Origin of the sequence: Pseudomonas sp. KBN10P06128 (assembly GCF_037574945.1) — a bacterium.
GTDB lineage: Bacteria > Pseudomonadota > Gammaproteobacteria > Pseudomonadales > Pseudomonadaceae > Pseudomonas > Pseudomonas aeruginosa.
Map to the genome: position 1 here is coordinate 2388435 of NZ_JBBELR010000001.1, position 20632 is coordinate 2409066.

Here is a 20632-nt window from a genome sequence, read left to right on the forward strand (position 1 = left end):
CCGCCGGCCCGGGGCCTCACGGCGAGGCTTCCAGCAGCCGGGCGAGGCGTTCGGCGAGTTCGTTGTGGCGGAACGGCTTGGTCAACACCTCGAAGCCGTTGAGTTGCTCGGGCCTGAGGTTGGCGTAGCCGGTGATGACCAGCACCGGCAATTGCGGGAAGCGCTGGCGCAGTTCCTCGGCAAGCTGCACGCCGGTCTTGTCGGCCATGAGATGGTCGGTGACCAGCAGGTCGGGCGCCAGGCCGCGCTCGACCTCGCCCAGGGCTTCCTCCGCCGACGCCGCCTCGCTGACCTGGTAGCCGAGATCGCCGAGCAGCAGCGCGGTGGTGTAGCGCACCATCCTGTCGTCGTCGACCAGCAGCACGTGGGTCGGCCGCAACGCCTCCGGTGCGTCCGGGCAGCTTTCTGCGGTGGATTGCGTCTGCTCCGCGGTGATCGGCAGCCAGATGCTCACCCGGGTCCCCTTGCCGATCTCCGAGTGGATGCCCAGGCCGCCGCCGGACTGGGCGACCAGGCCCTGGACCATCGACAGGCCGAGGCCGGTGCCCTTGCCCACGCCCTTGGTGGAAAAGAACGGCTCCATGCAGCGGGCCAGCACCTCGGCGGGCATGCCTCCGCCGTTGTCGGCGACTTCCAGGCACACGTAGCGGCCGGCGCCGAGACCGTCCACCGCGCCGTCGATCACCAGGTCGGTCCGCGCGCCTATTTCCAGGCGGCCGCCTTCGCCCATGGCGTCGCGGGCGTTCACCGCGAGGTTGAGGATGGCCAGTTCGAACTGGTGCGGATCCACCACCACCGCCGGCAGGCGTTCCGGGATCTCGATGCGGACCTCGATGGTCGGGCCGAGCGAGCGCTCGATCAGGTCGTGCATGCCTTCGACCAGCTCGCGCAGGGCCACCGCCTGCGGCTTGAGGGTTTGCCGGCGGGCGAAGGTGAGCAGGCGACCGACGAGGTTCCGCGCCCGTTCGGCGGACTGTAGCGCGCCGTCGATGAGGTCGGTGGAGCGGGCGTCGTCGAGCCGCCGGCGGATCAGTTCCAGCGAGGCCATGATCGGCGTCAGCAGGTTGTTGAAGTCATGGGCGATGCCGCCGGTCAACTGGCCGACCATCTCCATCTTGCGTGCCTCGTGAAGCTGCGCCAGGGCGCTTTCGCGCTGGGCGAGCATGGTCGCGACACGTTCTTCCAGGCTTTCGTTGAGTTCGCGCAGCTCGTTCTCGGCACGTACCCGCGCGCTGATGTCCATGCACACGCAGAGCAGGCCGCTGGCGGCATGCTGCTCGTCCACCAGCGGCGTGACCTGGTTCTGCACCCACACCGTATCGCCGTCGGGGCGAACGTAGCGGCCGCTCATCTCGAACGCCGCGCCGGTCGCTCCGCCTGGCGCCGCGGGGAGGGCGAAGTCGGCGGGGTCGAGGATGTCCTGCATGCGCAGGCCGAGTAGGGTCTCGCGCGAACGGCCGGCGATCTCGCAGTAGCGATCGTTGACCCGGGTGAAGCGCCAGTTCCGGTCGCATACCGCGATGCCCGCGCTGGCCTGGTCGAACATCGCCGCCAGTTGCGCGGAACTGGTGCGCAGCGCCAGCTCCGCGCGGGCATGGGTGAGCGAGGTCCAGGCCAGCTTGGCGGCTTCCTCCGCCAGGCGGCGCGGATCTTCGCCGAGCGCCTGCGGATGGGCGAAGTGGATCGCCAGCAGCGCCTCCAGCCGGCCGTGGCGCAGCACCGGGACGTGCAGCGTGGCGCCTAGCCCCAGGCGTGCGCGGCTCGCCGCCTCGTCGAGACTCATGCCGCGCTCCCCGGCGAGGTCTTCCCGCGCCACGCTGCGTCCGGCATGCAGTTCGCCGGACAGGGTGGCGCCGAACGACAGGTAGCGATGCCGACCGACCGCCGAGCGGCCGTCGTGGAGATAGTCGCGATGAACCTGGAAGGTCATGCCGTCGCCGTTGTCCTCGCCGAAGAATATCCGCGACGCGCCCAGCTCCTCGCCGAGCCGGCGCAGGGCGGTGGCTTCGATTTCCAGGGGATCGGCCAGGGACGGCAGGGTCTGGCCCAGTTCCAGGAGGAACGCCTGGCGGCGTTCGAAACGCACCCGCTCGGTGGTCTCGGTGACGATGCACAGCACGCCGCCGACGGAACCGTCGGTTTCCCGCACCGCCGAATAGGACACGTCGAAATAGACCGTCTCGCCGCGCCCGTGGCGTTCGATGTAGAAGGGCCGATCCTTTGCCGCGAAGGTCTCGCCGGTCTCGTACACCCCGCGCAGCAGCGGTTCGAGGTCATCCCACAGCTCCCGCCAGTTCTCTATCGCCGGCCGACCGAGGGCGCGCGGATGCTTGTCGCCGATGCTCGGCGCGTAGGCATCGTTGTACAGGGCGACGAATTCCGCGCCCCAGAACAGCACGATCTGCGCCTTGGCCGGCAGCAGCGTGGCCATCGTCGTCTTCAGGCTCGCTGACCAGGCGTCCGGCGGGCCGAGGGGCGAACTGGCCGCGTCGAGGCTGAGCAACAGTTTCCCGACCGCTCCTCCGTTGGCCAGGAAGGCCGGTGGATGGTCGAGGGGGTTCGGGTCCGGTTCGATGGTGAAAGGCTGTGCCATGTCTGCGGAGTCTTGCTCGGTTCCGGTTGAGGTGGTGGGTCGTATGGAATATAGGAGGGCGGTGGGTGCGCTTGCGTTCAATCCGGCTGGGCGGGATGGCGCACCGGGGCGCTCCAGACGCTCGGCGCGTTGCCAGGCGGAGTCTGGCGATGATTTCGTACGCGGTGCCCGAGACCGCGATGGAGACTTGGCGTAGGGGCGAACGACGCCACCGGCGTCATTCGCCATGGCCGGGTCAACCGGAACGTCGAGCGGCTACCAGGCGCTGCTGCAGGCGCGTCAGGAAGGCCACTTCGAAGGCGGTCTTCTGCATCGGTGTGGGCAGGCTGTCGCGGCCGAAGGCGAAGGCGGTCCAGAGCTGGCCTTCGATCTGGTCGGCAAGCCAGTTCTCGGCCTGGCGGACGCCCTTGTCGATGGCGGGCTGGGCGGGAACCGGCCAGAGCAGGGAGAGACCGGGTTGCCGGTCGGCGGGGGGAATCTCGACCATCAGGTCCTTGTAGCGTTCGATGATTGCGTCGACGTGGGTCTTTTCCTTTTCATCCTTCGTCATGCTGGGTGCTCCGTTTCTGAGAGTCACATGACCTGCCGCCTTCGCTGTCAATCGATGGAGGCAGGATCGCGCAGGGTTGACAGACCGGGAAACGGAACCGGCAGACCACGAGGGTCTCCCCACGCGATCCGCCATGAAGGCCCGCAGTTGGAAAACTGCGGTCGAGCCGATGCCTGCAAAAGCATTCGCTGCTTTCGCATGCACCGCTCGGCGCATCGCGCCGTCTCTTCGGGCTGTCAAACCCGGTCACGGATTTGGCCCGTGACGGGCGCAGGATAGGGGCAGGCAAGGCGGGGAGCAAGGGCGGGAACGGGTGACGGCAGAGGCTATCGGCAGGCAAGGCGTTGGCTGAAGCGATTCATGGAAATAACCCGGCCTTGGAGCGCGCCGTTAATCATCGTTTACCAGGAGAAAACAATCCGCCTGGACTGTTCGATTCAATATTTTGTGATGCGCTTCACGTAATAAGAGTGTTCCTTATGAGCCACGCAAAAGTGTCATTCGCTTCTTCGAAAAGGGCGCTGCCGAAGTTGCACGCTAGTTGGGCACGCCGCGAGGGCGGCTCGGCACTTTGGTGCATAAGGATATAACCCTTTCTTCATTTCTGATTTTCGTCAGAGTTCGTGCCGGGGCGACCGTCCGTCATTCGATATTAATTAAAAGCGTCAATAATCCGTTTAGGAATCAGGGGCTTGGAAATCCACCTGGCAGAACTGACAGGTCGGTATGCCCAACCAAAGTATTGAACTGATTTAAGTGGTGGTACAAATTTGCCTTTCCCATGTTAGTCCTACTTAACAGGCGAAGCGGTGGAGAGCGCTCTGTTGCGGGCTGCTCGGGATTAAATGGGTTTCGCCCTCGGGGGCTCCTGTCTTCCAATAAAAACAAGTTGTCGCCAGGCCTGATGAACTTTCAGGTACCCGCGTTCCGTTTTCTCGCGGAACTCACTGACTGCGCTTAACCGCGTGACCGGTTCGGTCGGTAAACAGCGACCTGCGCCGGAAACGCGATAACCGAGACAACTCAATCGAGGAACAGAAGATGGGATTATTCAATGCAGCCGCGAACCTGTTCGGCCAGGTCTACGAGCGTGCGACGCAGGTGGCCGCCACCGCCGTCACGGCGGTGGCGGACGTGGCCAGGACATTGGTGGGCTCCACCGTCGACGCCGTGGAGCAGCAGGTGCACGAAGCGCTGACATCGGTGCATGACGCCGTTGCCAGCGTGGAGCAGGCGCTGGAGGGTACGGTCGGCGCGGTGGCCGGCACGCTCGGCGAGATCGCCGGCGACGCCCTCGACACCGTAGGCTCCGCGGTCGGCACGCTGGGCGGGCTGGCCGGCAACTCGCTGGCGATCGCCGACGACTTGTTGCACGGGCGCGTCGAGCCGGAGGATTACCTGAAGCTGGTCGGTGACCTGGGGCAGGGCGTCGGTGCCACCGTCGGCCATTCCTGGGAATTCGGCAGCGACAGCCTGAAGGCCGCCAACGATCTCTACCACGCCGCCTACCAGGGTGGCTCGCTAAACCTCGGCAATAGCGACGGCCTGCTCGGGGTCAATGTGATCGGCTCGCTGCTCGGCGGCAATCACGACCAGGGCGTGATTCCCGATAGCCGCGGCATCCTCGGCCCGCTGCCGATCAACGTCTCCTTCACCGAGCAAGGCCTGACCTTCGGCGGCGAGACGCCGCTGACTCCGCTGGTCACCGCAGCCCTGGCGCTGAATCCGATCACCGCGCCGCTGGTGCCGGTGCTGGCGCCGCTCAACCTCGGCGGCCTGGGAGTGGTCGGCTCGGTCGACAAGGAAGGCTTCAGCGCCAAGTTCTACGGTATCGCCGGACCCAGCTACAACCTCGGCGTGGCCAATCTCGGCGGCACCCTGGAGCTGGGTAGCTACAACGAGGTCAAGCTGCTGAGCTGGAACGAGGTGACCCTCAAGGACCTGCCCATCGTCGGCGGCATCCTCGGCTACGTGCCGGTGCTCAAGGACATCGGTGTCTCGCTGCCGACGCTGGACCTGCACTTCGACAGCAAGCTGTATGCGCAAACGATTGCCGGTGTCGATGTCGCCGGGGTCGGGCCGAAGGGCCAGATCGAGCTGGTGCATGACCTCGACAATGACCTGTCGATCGTCGCCGGTATCGCCGGGGATACCGCGCACAGCGCCCTGGACGGTGCCGGCAAGGTGCTCGCGGCGCTGCTCGGCCACGGCGGCGAAGCGGCGCCGCCGACAATCCAGCTGATCGGCGCCGACCCGGCGCTGGAGCATCAGGCCCTGGCCGCCTGACGGCGAGGGAACGCCCGGCACAGGGAGGTGCCATCCGGGCTCATTCGGGATTCCAGCGGCAGTCGTGGCAGAAGTGAGCGCGCTCGATGGCAAGGCTCGGTTCCAGCGTTACCAACGAAATCAAACAGGCCCTGGCGGCCAGCCGCAGTGCGTTGCGCAGCGTGGCGGCGTTCTCCGGGGTGATCAACCTGCTGATGCTGGTGCCCTCGCTGTACATGCTGCAGGTGTACGACCGCGTGCTGTCCTCGGCCAACGAAGTCACCCTGTTGATGCTGACCCTGATGGCGCTCGGCGTGTTCGTCTTCATGGGCGCGCTGGAGGCGCTGCGCAGCTTCGTCCTGGTGCGGGTCAGCGAACGCTTCGACGGCCAGTTGCACGGGCGGGTCTACGCCGCCGCCTTCGAACGCAACCTGCGCGCCGGCGGCCAGGAGGCCAGCCAGGCGCTGCACGACCTAACCACCCTGCGCCAGTTCATCACCGGCCAGGCGCTGTTCGCCTTCTTCGACGCGCCCTGGTTCCCGGTCTACCTGCTGGTGATCTTCCTCTTCGACCCCTGGCTCGGCCTGCTCTCGCTGGTCGGCGCGCTGGCCCTGATGGCCCTCGCCTGGTTCAACGAACGCGCCACCCGTGCGCCGCTGGCCAAGGCCGGCGAGTTGTCGATCAAGTCCGGCCAACTGGCCAGCAACAACCTGCGCAACGCCGAGGTGATCGAGGCGATGGGCATGCTCGGCAGCATGCGCGGGCGCTGGGAACGGCTGCACCAGGCGTTCCTCGACCAGCAGAGCCTGGCCAGCGAGCGCGCGGCGCGGATCAACGCGCTGAGCAAATACCTGCGCATCGCCCTGCAATCCCTGGTGCTCGGCCTCGGCGCCTGGCTGGCGGTGGAGGGACGCATCACCCCGGGGATGATGATCGCCGGCTCGATCCTGATGGGCCGTGCGCTGGGGCCTATCGACCAACTGATCGGCGTGTGGAAGCAGTGGGGCGCGGCGCGCGATGCCTATCGCCGGCTGAGCGGCCTGCTCGACGAATTCCCCGCCCGCGAGCGGCGCATGGAATTGCCCGAGCCGCGTGGCCACCTGCTGCTGGAATCGCTGGACGCGGCGCCGCCCGGCAGCGAGGCGCGCACCCTGCGTGGCCTGACTCTGGCGATCCCGGCCGGCTCGGTGGTCGGCGTGATCGGTCCGTCCGGCTCCGGCAAGTCGAGCCTGGCGCGGGTAGTGCTGGGCATCTGGCCGACCCTGCACGGCAGCGTGCGCCTGGACGGCGCCGAGATCCGCCAGTACGAGCGCGAGACCCTCGGCCCGCGCATCGGCTACCTGCCGCAGGACATCGAACTGTTCGCCGGCACGGTGGCGGAAAACATCGCCCGCTTCGGCGAGGTGCAGGCCGACAAGGTGGTGGAGGCGGCGCGCCTGGCCGGGGTCCATGAACTGGTCCTGCGCCTGCCGCAGGGCTACGACACCGTGCTCGGCGTCGGCGGCGCCGGGCTTTCCGGCGGCCAGCGCCAGCGCATCGCCCTGGCCCGGGCGCTGTACGGCGCGCCGACCCTGGTGGTGCTCGACGAACCCAACTCGAACCTCGACGACAGCGGCGAGCAGGCGCTGCTGGCGGCGATCCAGGCGCTCAAGGCGCGTGGCTGCACGGTGCTGCTGATCACCCACCGGGCCGGCGTGCTGGGTTGCGCCGACCGCCTGCTGGCGCTGAACGCCGGCCAGTTGCACCTGTACGGCGAGCGCGACCAGGTGCTCGCCGCCTTGAACAACCAGCGCGCCGCGTCGGCGTCGCAGCAGCGCGCGGACTACCGGGTGGCCGGCTACGGCGCGCCGCAGGTGGTGGCCGCGCCGCGCCAGGGAGGTGTGGAATGACCCGCACGGTGAAACGCGACGAGAACGCCTATGCGCGACTGGGCTGGCTGCTGGTCCTGTTCGGCTTCGGCGGCGCGCTGCTCTGGGCCGCCTTCGCGCCGCTCGACCAGGGCGTGGCGGTGCCGGCCACGGTGATCATCTCCGGCCAGCGCAAGTCGGTGCAGCATCCGCTGGGCGGGGTGGTCAAGCACATCCTGGTGCGCGACGGCCAGCATGTGGAGGCGGGCGAGCCGCTGATCCGCATGGAACCGACCCAGGCCCGGGCCAACGTCGATTCGCTGCTCAACCGGTACGCCAACGCGCGGCTCAACCAGGCGCGCCTGCAGGCCGAATACGAAGGCCGGCGGACCCTGGAGATGCCCGCGGGGCTGGCCGAGCAGGCCCCGCTGCCGACCCTCGGCGAGCGCCTGGAGTTGCAGCGGCAGTTGCTGCACAGCCGCCAGACCGCGCTGGCCAACGAACTCTCCGCATTGCGGGCGAACATCGAGGGGCTGCGCGCCCAGCTCGAAGGGTTGCGCCAGACCGAGGGCAACCAGCGCCTGCAACAACGCCTGTTGAACAGCCAGTTGAGCGGTGCGCGCGACCTCGCCGAGGAAGGCTACATGCCGCGCAACCAGTTGCTCGAACAGGAGCGCCAACTGGCCGAGGTGAACGCCCGGCTATCGGAGAGCAGCGGTCGCTTCGGGCAGATCCGCCAGAGCATCGCCGAGGCGCAGATGCGCATCGCCCAACGCGAGGAGGAGTACCGCAAGGAAGTCAACGGGCAACTGGCGGAAACCCAGGTCAATGCGCGGACACTCTGGGAGGAGCTGTCCTCGGCGCGCTACGAACTGCGGCACGCCGAGATCCGCGCGCCGGTCAGCGGCTACGTGGCCGGCTTGAAGGTGTTCACCGATGGCGGGGTGATCGGCCCCGGCGAATTGCTGATGTACATCGTGCCCAACAGCGACAGCCTGGAAGTGGAGGGCCAGCTCGCGGTGAACCTGGTCGACCGGATCCACAGCGGGTTGCCGGTGGAGATGCTGTTCACCGCCTTCAACCAGAGCAAGACCCCGCGGGTCACCGGCGAGGTGACCATGGTCAGCGCCGACCGCCTGCTCGACGAGCAGAACAAGCAGCCCTACTACGCGCTGCGCGCCCAGGTCGACGCGGCCGCGATGGGCAAGCTGAAGGGCCTGCAGATCCGCCCGGGAATGGCGGTGCAGGTGTTCGTCCGCACCGGCGAGCGCTCGCTGCTCAACTACCTGTTCAAGCCCCTGTTCGACCGCGCCCACGTGGCGCTGGCGGAGAACTGACCGATGACCATGCGCCGCCTGATGACCTGGCTGTTCGGCGCCTTCCTGTTGCTGCTGCGCGAGGATGCCTTCGCCCTCGGCCTGCTGGACGGCTATCACCTGGCCCTGGAGAACGACCCGCAGTTCCAGGCCGCGATCCAGGAGCACGAGGCCGGCAGGCAATACCGTGCGCTCGGCCGCGCGGCGCTGCTGCCGCGCCTGGTGTACAGCTACAACCGTGGGCGCAGTTGGTCCGATGTGACCCAGGCCACCACCCGCGGCGATTTCAAGGAAGACCGCGACTACGACAGCTACGTCTCCACCCTCAGCCTGCAACAGCCGTTGTTCGACTACGAGGCCTTCAGCCGCTACCGCAAGGGCGTGGCCCAGGCGCTGCTGTCCGACGAGCGCTTCCGCAGCCAGAGCCAGGAACTGCTGGTCCGGGTCCTGGAAGCCTATACCGGCGCGCTGCTGGCCCAGGACCAGATCGAACTGGCGCGGGCGCAGAAACGCTCCTACCGCGAGCAGTTCCAGCTCAACCAGCGCCAGTTCGAGCGCGGCAACGGCACCCGCACCGACACCCTGGAGACCCAGGCCCGCTTCAACCTGGCCCAGGCCCAGGAAATCGAGGCGCGGGACAGCCAGGATGCCGCCCTGCGCGAACTGGAGCGGCTGGTCGGGGCGCCGCTGGAGATCGCCGACCTGGCGCCGCTCGGCGAACGCTTCCAGGTGCGCCCGCTGAGCCCCGCCAGCTACACCGCCTGGCGCGACCTGGCGCTGGCCGAGAATCCCGAGCTGGCCTCGCTGCGCCACGCGGTGGACGTGGCCCGCTACGAGGTCGAGCAGAACCGCGCCGACTTCCTGCCGCGCCTGGGCCTGTACGCCAGCACCGGCAAGTCCAAGTCCGGTTCGGAGAACACCTACAACCAGCGCTACGAAACCGACAGCGTCGGCATCCAGTTGAGCGTTCCGCTGTTCTCCGGCGGCGAGACCCTGGCGGCGACGCGCCAGGCCACGCATCGCATGGAGAAGAGCCATTACGACCTGGACGACAAGGTCCGCGAGACCCTCAACCAGGTGCGCAAGATGTACAACCAGAGCAGCAGCAGCGCGGCGAAGATCCGCGCCTACGAGATGACCGTGGATTCGGCGCGGACGCTGGTGATGGCCACGCGCAAGAGCATCGCCGCCGGGGTGCGGGTCAACCTCGACCTGCTGAACGCCGAGCAGGCGCTGTACAGCGCGATGAACGAGCTGTCCAAGGCCAAGTACGACTACCTCACGGCCTGGGCACGCCTGCGTTTCTACGCCGGGGTGCTGGACGAAGCCGACCTGGAACTGGTGGCGGCGAACTTCGTTTCCGGCGAGACGCCGGCGCGCCGCCGCGACTGCGCGACGACGGATTGCCCGGCGCCGCTGCACACCCTGTCGAAGACCGATACGGAGGAAAACCGGAGCGCGCTCAATTGAGACCGCGAAGGACGTGCGGGCAATTGTTCGCCTGGCGTGAAGTCGATGTCCCGGGCGGGTCGACAGAGGTCGAACAATACGCATGGAATTGTTTTTTCAATAAGGCGCTATTTATATGAAACGGTTTTTATAATATTCCAGTGTCTTCGGTAGTTTATCTTTCCTGCATGATTTCATATATGCGGAATTCGTTCGTGCATATGTTTTAAGTGCAGCTTAATTTTTTTCATGAAACCTGTGGACATTGGAAAATGAGCTGTGTCAGTTTGGACTTCGGCCTGATCTGGCCGATAACTGCAATTATCCATCCGATAATTGTATTCGAGTTATTTCCTTTACAACTTAAAGGGATATGACAATGTCCAGCAATTCTCTTGCATTGAAAGGTCGTAGCGATGCGTATACCCAGGTAGACAACTTCCTGCATGCCTATGCGCGGGGCGGGGACGAATTGGTCAATGGCCATCCGTCCTATACCGTCGACCAGGCGGCGGAGCAGATCCTCCGCGAACAGGCGTCTTGGCAGAAAGCGCCGGGCGACTCGGTGCTGACCCTGTCCTATTCGTTCCTGACCAAGCCGAACGACTTCTTCAATACGCCGTGGAAGTATGTCAGCGATATCTACTCGCTGGGCAAGTTCAGCGCCTTCTCCGCGCAGCAGCAGGCCCAGGCCAAGTTGTCGCTGCAATCCTGGGCGGACGTCACCAATATCCACTTCGTCGACGCCGGCCAGGGCGATCAGGGCGACCTGACCTTCGGCAACTTCAGCAGTAGTGTCGGCGGTGCGGCGTTCGCCTTCCTGCCGGATGTACCGGATGCGCTCAAGGGGCAATCCTGGTACCTGATCAACAGCAGCTACAGCGCCAACGTCAATCCGGCCAACGGCAACTACGGACGCCAGACGCTGACCCACGAGATCGGCCATACCCTGGGCCTGAGCCACCCCGGCGACTACAACGCCGGCGAGGGCGATCCCACCTACGCCGACGCTACCTACGCCGAGGACACCCGCGCCTATTCGGTGATGAGCTACTGGGAAGAGCAGAACACCGGCCAGGACTTCAAGGGCGCCTATTCCTCGGCACCGCTGCTGGACGACATCGCGGCGATCCAGAAGCTCTACGGGGCCAACCTGACCACCCGCACCGGCGACACGGTGTACGGCTTCAACTCCAACACCGAGCGCGACTTCTACAGCGCCACCTCGTCCAGTTCCAAGCTGGTGTTCTCGGTGTGGGACGCCGGCGGCAACGACACCCTGGACTTCTCCGGCTTCAGCCAGAACCAGAAGATCAACCTCAACGAGAAGGCGCTGTCCGATGTCGGCGGGTTGAAGGGCAATGTGTCGATCGCTGCCGGGGTCACCGTGGAAAACGCCATCGGCGGCTCGGGTAGCGACCTGTTGATCGGCAACGACGTGGCCAACGTGCTCAAGGGCGGCGCCGGCAACGACATCCTCTACGGCGGCCTCGGCGCGGACCAGCTGTGGGGCGGCGCGGGAGCCGACACCTTCGTCTACGGCGATATCGCCGAGTCCTCCGCGGCGGCGCCGGATACCCTGCGCGACTTCGTCAGCGGCCAGGACAAGATCGACCTGTCCGGGCTGGACGCCTTCGTCAACGGCGGGCTGGTGCTGCAATACGTCGACGCCTTCGCCGGCCAGGCCGGCCAGGCGATCCTGTCCTACGACGCGGCGAGCAAGGCCGGCAGCCTGGCGATCGACTTCAGCGGGGATGCCCATGCCGATTTCGCAATCAATCTGATCGGCCAGGCGACCCAGGCCGATATCGTCGTCTGACGCGCTGAAGCGGGCGCGGTTCGGTGCGGCGGTACGAACCGCGGCCCTTCGGCCGGCCGGGCACTGTTCGAATTGATAGGTGTCTTCCACAGGAGCGAAGTTGTGAACTGTGGCGCGCCCGTGGGCCAGCGGCCCGGCGGACGAACGGAGGCCCGCGGCGCCTGGCGCGCGCTGGCGTTCGAAGCGAGGATGGCGGGCGGCGTTCGCCGTGTTATCCGATGTTCCAGGCTTGAAGGAGATCTCTCGATGTCGGCAAGCGAGAAGCTCTCCAGGATGGTTTGCTTGCTCTGCGGTTTTTTCAGCACAGGTATCAGTATGGCCAGCAGTCTGATTCTTCTCAGCGCTTCCGATCTCGCCGGGCAATGGACCCTGCAGCAGGACGAGGCGCCCGCGATCTGCCACCTGGAGCTGCGCGACAGCGAAGTGGCGGAAGCCAGTGGCTACGACCTGGGCGGCGATACCGCCTGCCTCACGCGCTGGCTGCCCAGCGAGCCGCGCGCCTGGAGGCCTACCCCGGCCGGGATCGCGCTGCTCGAACGCGGCGGCCTGACCCTGATGCTCCTCGGTCGCCAGGGCGAGGGCGACTACCGGGTGCAGAAGGGCGACGGCGGGCAGTTGGTGCTGCGCCGCGCGACGCCCTAGCTCGCCTGCGGGTCAGACCACGAAGCGACCGATCATGCCCTTGAGGTCGTTGGCCAGGCGCGACAGCTCGTGGCTGGCGCGGCGGGTCTGCTCGGCGCCCTGGGTGGTCTGCACGGCAACGTCGCGGATGTTCACCAGGTTGCGATCGACCTCGCGGGCGACGTGGGCCTGCTCCTCGGCAGCGCTGGCGATCACCAGGGTGCGCTCGTTGATCCGCGTGGCGTGCTCGGCGATCTCGCCCAGGGCGTGGTCGGCGGCCTCGGCCTCGTCGAGCATCTGCCGGGCGCGCTGGTCGTTCTCGCGCATCGCGGACACCGCGGTGTCGGTGCCCTCGCGGACGCTGGCGATCATGCCTTCGATCTCATGGGTCGATTGCTGGGTGCGGTGGGCGAGGGCGCGCACTTCGTCGGCGACCACCGCGAATCCGCGGCCCTGCTCGCCGGCGCGGGCGGCCTCGATGGCGGCATTGAGGGCGAGGAGGTTGGTCTGCTCGGCGATGGCGCGGATCACGTCGAGCACCTTGCCGATATCCTGCGCCTGGCTGGCCAGGCCCTCCACCAGGCGCGCAGTCTGGCCGATCTCGGTGTTCATCTGGCGGATCGAGCGGACGGTCTGTCCGACCCGTGCGCGGCCGTTGCCGGCGGCCCGTTCCGAGAGACTGGAGGCCTCGGCGGTGGAGCTGGCGTTGCGCGCGACCTCCTCGACCGCCGCGCTCATTTCGTTGACCGCGGTGGCGGCCATCTCGATCTCATCGTTCTGCCGGGCCAGCGACCGGTTGCCTTCCTCGGTCACCGCGTTCAGTTGCTCGGCAGCGGCGGCCAGCAGCGCGGCGGAATCGTCGATCTGCTCGATGGTGTCGTGCAGGCTGGCCTGCATGCTGCGCATGGCCTTCATCAGTTGCGCCGGCTCGTCGTCGCCGTCGCTGGCGATCTCGCCGGTCAGGTCGCGGGCCGCGATGCGGTCGGCGCAGGACACCGCCTGGCGGATCGGCACGACGATGCTGCGGGTCAGCAGCCAGGCGATCGTCACGCTGGCCGCCAGGGCCACCAGCAGCACCGCGAGGATCGCGGTGGAGGCCCGGGAGTAGACATCGGCGGCTTCGGCGGTGGAGGCGCGGGCGGCCTCGCGGTCGAGGGCGATGAGTTGCTTCAGGGTCCGCTGCACCTGCTCGTAGCGCTGCAACTGGGCCCCGCCCATCAGCACGCTGGCTTCGTCGGTACGGTTGTCACGGGACAGCGCGAGCAGGGCGGCGTGTCCTTCGAGGTATTCCTGCTGGCGCTGGACGAACTGGTCGAGCAACGCGCGCTCCTCGTCCAGGACCAGCAAGGGGCGGTATTCCCTTTCCACCCTGGCGAGGGTAGCGATGACCTCGTCCATCCGTTGTTCCTGCTGGCGCATGCGCGTGGCGTCGTGCAGCAGCACGTGGTTCATCTCGCCGAGGCGCAGTTCGCTCATCAGGCCGCTGAGCTGGGCCGAGGCTTCGACGCTGGGCAGCCAGACCTCGCCGATATCCCTGGCGGCGCGGTTCAGCGAACCCATGCGGTTGTGCGCGAAGAGGCCGAGCGCCACCAGCAGCGAGGCGAGGATGGCGAAGCCGATGACGGCGCGTGGGGTGATGGCGATACGACGAAGAAGCATGGGGTGGTCTCCGACCGGGCTGTGGGAAGGTGCTTGGCCCTGTAGCGGGGCGCGGAGGGGTTTCTTGAGGGGCTGCGGGGCTATTTGGAATTGCCCTACATGATTGCTAGGAATTTTCTGTAAGTTTTCGATGTGCTCGAGCCGGTTGTGCCGTTTTCGGCATGCTCCGGGTCGATTGAGGTCAAGAGAAGGCTGTCGCGGCAGGCCACCCTAGGGATTGGTCGAACAAGGAGAAGCCCGTGATCCGAATGACGCTGGACGAGGTCCGCGAGCTGGCCGTGCGCATCCTGCGCCGGCACGCTTTCAGCGAAGCCCATGTACAGGCGGTGGCCGATACCCTGGTGGCGGGGGAGCGTGACGAATGCGCGTCCCACGGTATCTGGCGGTTGCTCGGCTGCATCGCCACCCTGAAGGCCGGCAAGGTATCCGCCGACGCCGAGCCGGAACTGCACGACATCGCTCCCGGCCTGCTGCGGGTCGACGCCCATGGCGGGTTCTCCCAGTGCGCATTCCGGCTGGGGCTGCCGCATCTGCTGGAGAAGGCCCGCAGCCAGGGTATCGCGGCGATGGCGGTGAACCGCTGTGTGCATTTCTCCGCGCTATGGGTTGAGGTCGAGGCACTCACCGAGGCGGGCCTGGTGGCCCTGGCGACCACGCCGAGTCATGCCTGGGTGGCGCCGGCGGGCGGACGCAAGCCGATCTTCGGCACCAACCCGATCGCCTTTGGCTGGCCGCGTCCGGACGGCCCGCCGTTCGTCTTCGACTTCGCCACCAGCGCCGTGGCGCGTGGCGAGATCCAGTTGCACGAACGCGCCGGCAAGCCGATCCCGCTGGGCTGGGGGGTGGACGAGCAGGGCGAGCCGACCACCGATGCCAGCGCCGCGTTGCGAGGCGCCATGCTTACTTTCGGCGGGCACAAGGGCTCGGCCCTGGCGGCGATGGTCGAACTGCTCGCCGGTCCGCTGATCGGCGACCTGACCAGTGCCGAGTCGCTGGCCTACGACGAGGGCAGCCGTTCTTCTCCCTACGGTGGCGAACTGCTGATCGCCATCGATCCGCGGCGCATGCTCGGCGCCTCGGCGGAGGAGCACCTGGCGCGCGCCGAGACGCTGTTCGAAGGCATCGTCGAACAGGGCGCGCGCTTGCCCTCGCAGCGACGCTTCGAAGCGCGCGAACGCAGCGCCAGGGACGGCGTGACGATTCCCGAGGCGTTGCACCGGGAGCTGCTGGCGTTGCTGGAGTGAGCGCAAGGCGAGGGGCCGACCGGACAGCGTGGCGCAACGAGGACGACTGCGTAGGGCGGATAGCGCCAACGGCGTTATCCGCCATCCAGGCTTCCAGGCGTGCTCAATCCAGGGCCTCGCGCGTGCTCCGGCCATCGACCAGGCGCAGCAGGCCCAGCGGGTTGGCGTTCTTCAGGGCGTCCGGGAGCAGGCTGTCGGGGTAGTCCTGGTAGCACAGCGGGCGCAGGAAGCGTTCGATGGCCAGGGTTCCCACCGAGGTGCCGCGAGCGTCGGAGGTGGCCGGGTAGGGGCCGCCGTGGACCATGGCGTCGCACACCTCGACGCCGGTCGGATAGCCGTTGAATAGCAGGCGCCCGGCCTTGCGTTCGAGCAGCGGGACCAGCCCGGCGAACGCCGCGAGATCGTCCGCTTCGCCGATCAGGGTCGCCGTCAACTGGCCGTGCAGGTTGTCCAGCGCGCGGGCAAGCTGTTCCTCGTCGGCCGCCTCGACGACCACGGTGGCCGGGCCGAACACCTCTTCCTGGAGCAGTTCGTCGCCTTCCAGCAACAGGCCTACGTCGGCCTTGAACAACTGCGGATGGGCCTGCCGTCCTTCCTGTGGCGCGCCGGCCAGGCGCCGGATGCCGGGATGGCGCTCCAGGCGTTGCAGTCCTTCGATATAGCTGCGCAAGGTACCGGCGTTGAGCATGCTCTGTGCCGGCCTGGCGGCCAGTGCCTCGCCCAGGGCCGCGACGAAGGCGTCGAAGCCGGGGGAGCGCAGGCCAAGCACCAGGCCCGGCTTGGTGCAGAACTGGCCGCAGCCGAGCGTCACCGAGGCGGCCAGCTCCTCCGCCACCTGGCGGCCGCGCCGGCGCAGGGCTTCGGGGAGCACCACCAGCGGATTGATGCTGCTCATCTCGGCGAACACCGGGATCGGCTGCGGCCGCGCCGCTGCCAGGTCGCACAGTGCGCGCCCGCCCTTGAGCGAACCGGTGAAGCCGACCGCGCGGATGGCCGGATGGCGCACCAGCGCCTCGCCGACGCCGTTGCCGTAGACCATGTTGAATACCCCGTCCGGCATGCCGCTGTCGGCCGCCGCCTGGAGGATCGCGTCGGCCACGCATTCGGCTGTGGCCATGTGTCCGCCGTGGGCCTTGACCACCACCGGACAGCCGGCGGCCAGGGCGGCGGCGCTGTCGCCGCCGGCGGTGGAAAAGGCCAGCGGGAAGTTGCTGGCACCGAACACCGCCACCGGGCCGAGACCGATTCGCCACTGGCGCAGGTCGGGGCGCGGCGGGGTACGCCCGGGTTGTCCGCGATCGATGCGCGCGCCGTGGAAGTCGCCACGCCGCAGGACTTCGGCGAACAGCCGCAACTGGTTGGCGGTACGTGTCCGTTCGCCCTGGATGCGTACGGCGGGCAGCGCGGTCTCGCGACGGACCAGGGCGACGAAGTCGTCGCCCAGGGCGTCGAGGCGCGAGGCGATCGCCTCGAGGAATCCGGCGCGGCGCGTGGCGGACAGTTGCCGGTAGTGTGGATAGGCGCGTTCGGCGGCGCGGGCGGCGGCGTCGACCTCCGCCGCGGTGGCCTGGACGAAGGCGTAGGGCAGCGCTTCGCCGCTGTCGGCGTCGAGGCTGCGCAGGATGAGGTTGCCGGCGGCGCTGCGAGCGCCGCCGACGTAATTGTGACCGAGGATGCTGGGCATGGGGCCTCCCTGGGGACGGTGGACGGAATGCTCTGCCGCTGGCCCTCGCCGGCCGCTCCCCGGGGAGCGAGGCGGCGAGGGCGCGGCGTTGGCTACAAGCCGACGTTCGGCAGCGCCGGCCGGCTGGCCAGGGCCTTGGCCATGATCCGCTCCACGTGCTCGCGATCGGCGCCGCGCAGGGCCAGGCGCGGTGGACGGGTGAGGGCGCTGCCGCGACCGGCGAGTTGCTCGCAGAGCTTGATGCACTGCACCAGGTCGGGACGGGCGTCGAGATGGAGGATCGGCATCAGCCACTCGTAGATCGGCATCGCCTCGGCGAAGCGCCCGGCCCTGGCCAGGCGGAAGATGGTCTCGCCTTCCTTCGGGAACACGTTGGACATTCCCGAGATCCAGCCCTGGGCGCCCACCGCCACGCTTTCCAGGACCACGTCGTCGAGGCCGGCGAAGAGGATGAAGCGCTCGCCCACCTGGTTGCGTACGTCGATGAAGCGGCGGGTGTCGCCGGAGCTGTCCTTGAAGCAGACGATGTTCTCGCAGTCGGCCAGGGAAACCAGGATGTCCGGGGTGACGTCGTTCCGGTAGATCGGCGGGTTGTTGTAGACCATCACCGGCAGGTCGGTGCCGCTGGCCACGCTGCGGAAATGCTCGGCGGTCTCGTGCGGCTTGGAGGAATAGACCAGCGCCGGCATCACCATGATGCCGTCGACGCCGACCCGCTCCACCGCCTTGGCCACCTTCGCCGCGCCGGCGCTGGTGAACTCGGCGATCCCGCAGATCACCGGCACGCGGCCGCCGGAGGCATCCTTGGCGACCTCGGTGACGGCCATCTTCTCCTCGATGGTCAGCGAGGTGTTCTCGCCGACGCTGCCGCATACCACCAGCCCGGACACGCCGTCGCGCACCAGGTTGGAAATGACCGTGTGGGTTTCCTCCAGGTTCACCGAGAAATCGGCGTTGAATTGGGTGGTGACCGCGGGGAATACGCCGCTCCAGTTGACGTGCTTGCTCATGGTTTCTCCTTTTTTCGTATTTCGTATACGAATTCAATCGGACCGCTGCGGTCCGAGTCACAGGGCGACGGCAGCGTTCGCCGTCGTGGGCGATCCGGTACGCGCCGGATCGGTTTCCGCCCGGCCGCTGCCTGCGGTCGATCGGGGTGGTCAGCAGTGGCCGCCGGGCCAGGTGTCGGACAGCCGATAGCCTTGCGGCCAGGGATCGTCCGGGTCGAGCAGGTACTGGTGGATGCCGGTGATCCAGGCGCGCCCGGACAGGCACGGCAGGATCGCCGGACGGCCGCCGAGTTCGGTCAGCGACTCGATGTGGCAGTGGAATTCCGAACCGATGATGGAGCGCCCGACGAAGCGTTCGCCGACCCGCAGCTGGCCTTTCGCCTGGAGCACCGCCATCCGCGCCGAGCAGCCGGTGCCGCAGGGCGAGCGGTCGATCTTGCCGGGGCGGATGACCACCGCGTTGCTCGCGCCGAGGACACCGTCGCGGCGCTCCGGCGGCGCGGCCAGCTGGCAGAAGGACAGATGGTCCCAGTCCGGGCTGGTCGGGTGGCGGAAGCCCAGTTGTTCGTTGGCCGCGTGGGTGATCTTCAAGCCGGTGGCGACCAGCTCGGCGGCCTCGTCGGCGCGCAGGGCGAAGCCCAGGCGCCGGGCGTCGGCGATGACGAAGCTGTCGCCGCCGTAGGCGGTGTCGACCTGTAGCGAGCCGAGGCCCTCGACTTCGATCCAGGCGTCGAGGCGGTCGGCGAACGACGGCACGTTGCGGATTTCCACCCGCTCGGCCTTGCCGTCGCGGCATTCCGCGCGGGCCTCGATCAGCCCGCCCGGCGCTTCCAGCAGCAGCCGGGTCAGCGGTTCGCGCATCGGCAGGATGCCGCTGTCGAGTAGCACGGTGGCCACGCACAGCGAATTGGAACCGGACATCGGCGGGGTGTCGGCCGGCTCCATGATGATCCAGCCCATCTGCGCGCGCAGGTCCTTGGCCGGCACCAGCAGGTTGACGTGGCGGAACACCCCGCCGCGCGGTTCGTTGAGGACGAAGTTGCGCAGGTCCTGGTCTCTGGCGATCCAGCGCGACTGTTCCCAGAGGGTGGCGCCGGGCGGCGCGGCGACGCCGCCGACGATCACGTCGCCGACCTCGCCTTCAGCATGGCAACTGACGATGTGGACGATCCGCTGCGAACGCATGGCTATCTCCTGTGCGGGGGCGGGCTCAGAGCACCGAGCGGAGGAATTCCACCGTCTCCGGCCGCTGCGGGTTGCCGATCACCTGGTCGGGGGTGCCGATCTCGTGGACCAGGCCATTGCGGAAGAACGCCACCCGGTCGGACACGTCGCGGGCGAAGCGGATCTCGTGGGTGACCAGGACCATGGTCATGCCTTCCTCGGCGAGCAGGCGCATGGTGTCCAGCACCTCGCCGACCAACTGCGGGTCGAGTGCCGAGGTGGCTTCGTCGAACAGCATGTAGTCCGGCGACATCGCCAGCGCCCGGGCGATCGCCATGCGCTGTTGCTGGCCGCCGGAAAGGCGCTGGGGGAAGACCTTGAGCTTGTCGCCGAGACCGACGTGGGTAAGTTGCTTCAGCGCCATCGCCTCGGCTTCGGCGCGGCTCTTGCCGAGCACCTTGCGCGGCGCGAGCATGACGTTTTCCAGCACGGTCAGGTGGGGGAAGGCGTTCCACTGCTGGAAGACGATGCCGATCTTCCGCCGCAGGCGGTTGAGGTCGGTGCCGCGGGCATGCACGTCGATGCCGTCGACGCGGATGCTGCCGCGCTGGATCGGCTCCAGGCCGTTGATGCACATCAGCAGGGTCGACTTGCCGGAACCGGAGCCGCCGATGATCGACAGCACCTCGCCCTTGTCCACCCTCAGGTCGACGCCCTTGACCACCTCGAACTGGCCGTAGGCCTTGTGCACACCGCTGATCTCGATCATTGCTGCCATCTCCGTTCCAGCCGGGCGCCGAGTCGCGCGACCACCCAGCTCATGAGGTAATAGACGAGCCCCGCGATGCAGAGCACGAAGAGCGGTTCCTGGATGCGCGTGACGATGGTCTGCGAGGCGCGCAGCAGTTCGACGATGCCGATCCAGAGCACCAGCGAGGTGTCCTTCATCACCGACAGGGTCAGGTTGACCCAGCCGGGGAAGGCCACCCGGGCGGCCATCGGCAGGACGATGTGGAACAGGTCCTGGCGATAGCTCAGGCCCAGCGAACGCGCCGCCCGGCGCACGCTCGGCGGTACCGAGAAGACGCCGCCGCGGACCACCTCGGTGCAGTAGGCGGCGGCGTACACGCCGAGCACCAGGCAGGCCACGGCGAAGGCGCTCCAGTCGAGGCCGAGGATGCTCTTGAAGGAATTGAGCAGGACGAACTGGATCAGCAGCGGCACGCTGCGGAATACGTCGAGCAGCGCCGCCAGCGGCAGGCTGGCGCGTGGCAGCAGGGCGCGGAGCAGGCCGAAGACGACACCCAGCAGGGTGCCGATCAGCATCGCCATGGCGGTGATGGCGAGGGTGGTCCAGGCGCCTTGCAGGAGGAACAGCAGGTCGTTGGCGGTGAGGCTGGTGGTGAACACG

At 67.6% G+C, this 20632-nt stretch carries 15 protein-coding genes; 7 read left to right on the plus strand and 8 right to left on the minus strand.

What is annotated here, in order from left to right; translation table 11 throughout:
* Nucleotides 1-16: 16 nt before the first annotated feature.
* Nucleotides 17-2593: a PAS domain-containing protein gene (locus VQ065_RS11410; RefSeq protein WP_003086722.1), complete on the minus strand. Its 2577-nt coding sequence runs from the start codon at nt 2591-2593 to the stop codon at nt 17-19.
* Between the two features lie 235 nt (nt 2594-2828).
* Nucleotides 2829-3143 carry a LasR-specific antiactivator QslA gene (locus tag VQ065_RS11415; protein WP_003086723.1) on the minus strand — a complete coding sequence of 105 codons (315 nt, stop codon included), beginning with the start codon at nt 3141-3143 and terminating at the stop codon, nt 2829-2831.
* 1041 nt (nt 3144-4184) lie between these two features.
* On the opposite strand from VQ065_RS11415, the gene aprX reads away from it, so the two are divergent.
* The 6 genes from aprX (at nt 4185) to aprI (ending at nt 12481) form a co-directional block, all read left to right on the plus strand.
* Nucleotides 4185-5429, plus strand: coding sequence for a type I secretion system-dependent protein AprX (aprX, locus tag VQ065_RS11420; protein ID WP_003086724.1), 1245 nt, complete (start codon nt 4185-4187; stop codon nt 5427-5429).
* Between the two features lie 86 nt (nt 5430-5515).
* Nucleotides 5516-7297, plus strand: coding sequence for an alkaline protease secretion ATP-binding protein AprD (gene aprD / locus VQ065_RS11425; RefSeq protein ID WP_003086725.1), 1782 nt, complete (start codon nt 5516-5518; stop codon nt 7295-7297).
* Complete coding sequence (gene aprE / locus VQ065_RS11430) at nt 7294-8592, plus strand: alkaline protease secretion protein AprE (RefSeq protein ID WP_003086726.1); 1299 nt, start codon at nt 7294-7296, stop codon at nt 8590-8592. Before aprD ends, aprE begins: the two co-directional genes overlap by 4 nt.
* 3 nt (nt 8593-8595) lie before the next feature.
* Nucleotides 8596-10041 (plus strand): alkaline protease secretion protein AprF, encoded by a 1446-nt coding sequence (aprF, locus tag VQ065_RS11435; RefSeq protein ID WP_003086727.1) that lies wholly within the window; start codon nt 8596-8598, stop codon nt 10039-10041.
* A 358-nt stretch (nt 10042-10399) separates the two neighbouring features.
* Nucleotides 10400-11839 carry a serralysin family metalloprotease AprA gene (aprA, locus tag VQ065_RS11440; protein ID WP_003086731.1) on the plus strand — a complete coding sequence of 480 codons (1440 nt, stop codon included), beginning with the start codon at nt 10400-10402 and terminating at the stop codon, nt 11837-11839.
* Between the two features lie 246 nt (nt 11840-12085).
* Entirely contained in the window at nt 12086-12481 is a 396-nt protein-coding gene (aprI, locus tag VQ065_RS11445) for an alkaline proteinase inhibitor AprI (RefSeq protein WP_003086733.1), read from the plus strand.
* Between the two features lie 12 nt (nt 12482-12493).
* On the opposite strand, the gene VQ065_RS11450 is transcribed toward aprI, so the two are convergent.
* On the minus strand, nt 12494-14119 hold the full coding sequence (locus VQ065_RS11450; RefSeq protein WP_003086739.1) for a methyl-accepting chemotaxis protein: 1626 nt from the start codon (nt 14117-14119) through the stop codon (nt 12494-12496).
* 239 nt (nt 14120-14358) lie between these two features.
* Here VQ065_RS11450 and lhpD point away from each other — a divergent pair, with 239 nt between their 5' ends.
* Nucleotides 14359-15363 carry a bifunctional delta(1)-pyrroline-2-carboxylate/delta(1)-piperideine-2-carboxylate reductase gene (gene lhpD, locus VQ065_RS11455; protein ID WP_003082545.1) on the plus strand — a complete coding sequence of 335 codons (1005 nt, stop codon included), beginning with the start codon at nt 14359-14361 and terminating at the stop codon, nt 15361-15363.
* A gap of 103 nt (nt 15364-15466) precedes the next feature.
* Here the strand turns inward: lhpD and VQ065_RS11460 are convergent, their stop codons facing one another.
* From VQ065_RS11460 to VQ065_RS11480, 5 genes are all read right to left on the minus strand, one after another.
* Complete coding sequence (locus VQ065_RS11460; protein ID WP_014603673.1) at nt 15467-17047, minus strand: aldehyde dehydrogenase (NADP(+)); 1581 nt, start codon at nt 17045-17047, stop codon at nt 15467-15469.
* Nucleotides 17048-17139: 92 nt separating this feature from the next.
* Complete coding sequence (locus VQ065_RS11465; protein ID WP_014603674.1) at nt 17140-18057, minus strand: dihydrodipicolinate synthase family protein; 918 nt, start codon at nt 18055-18057, stop codon at nt 17140-17142.
* 150 nt (nt 18058-18207) lie between these two features.
* Nucleotides 18208-19242, minus strand: a complete 1035-nt coding sequence (locus tag VQ065_RS11470; protein WP_003086744.1) for a trans-3-hydroxy-L-proline dehydratase — start codon at nt 19240-19242, stop codon at nt 18208-18210.
* Between the two features lie 25 nt (nt 19243-19267).
* The gene (locus tag VQ065_RS11475) at nt 19268-19990 is read right to left on the minus strand and encodes an amino acid ABC transporter ATP-binding protein (RefSeq protein WP_003086746.1); all 723 of its coding nucleotides are present in this window, start codon (nt 19988-19990) and stop codon (nt 19268-19270) included.
* Nucleotides 19987-20631 (minus strand): amino acid ABC transporter permease, encoded by a 645-nt coding sequence (locus VQ065_RS11480; protein WP_003086748.1) that lies wholly within the window; start codon nt 20629-20631, stop codon nt 19987-19989. Before VQ065_RS11480 ends, VQ065_RS11475 begins: the two co-directional genes overlap by 4 nt.
* Between the last annotated feature and the right edge of the window lies 1 nt (nt 20632).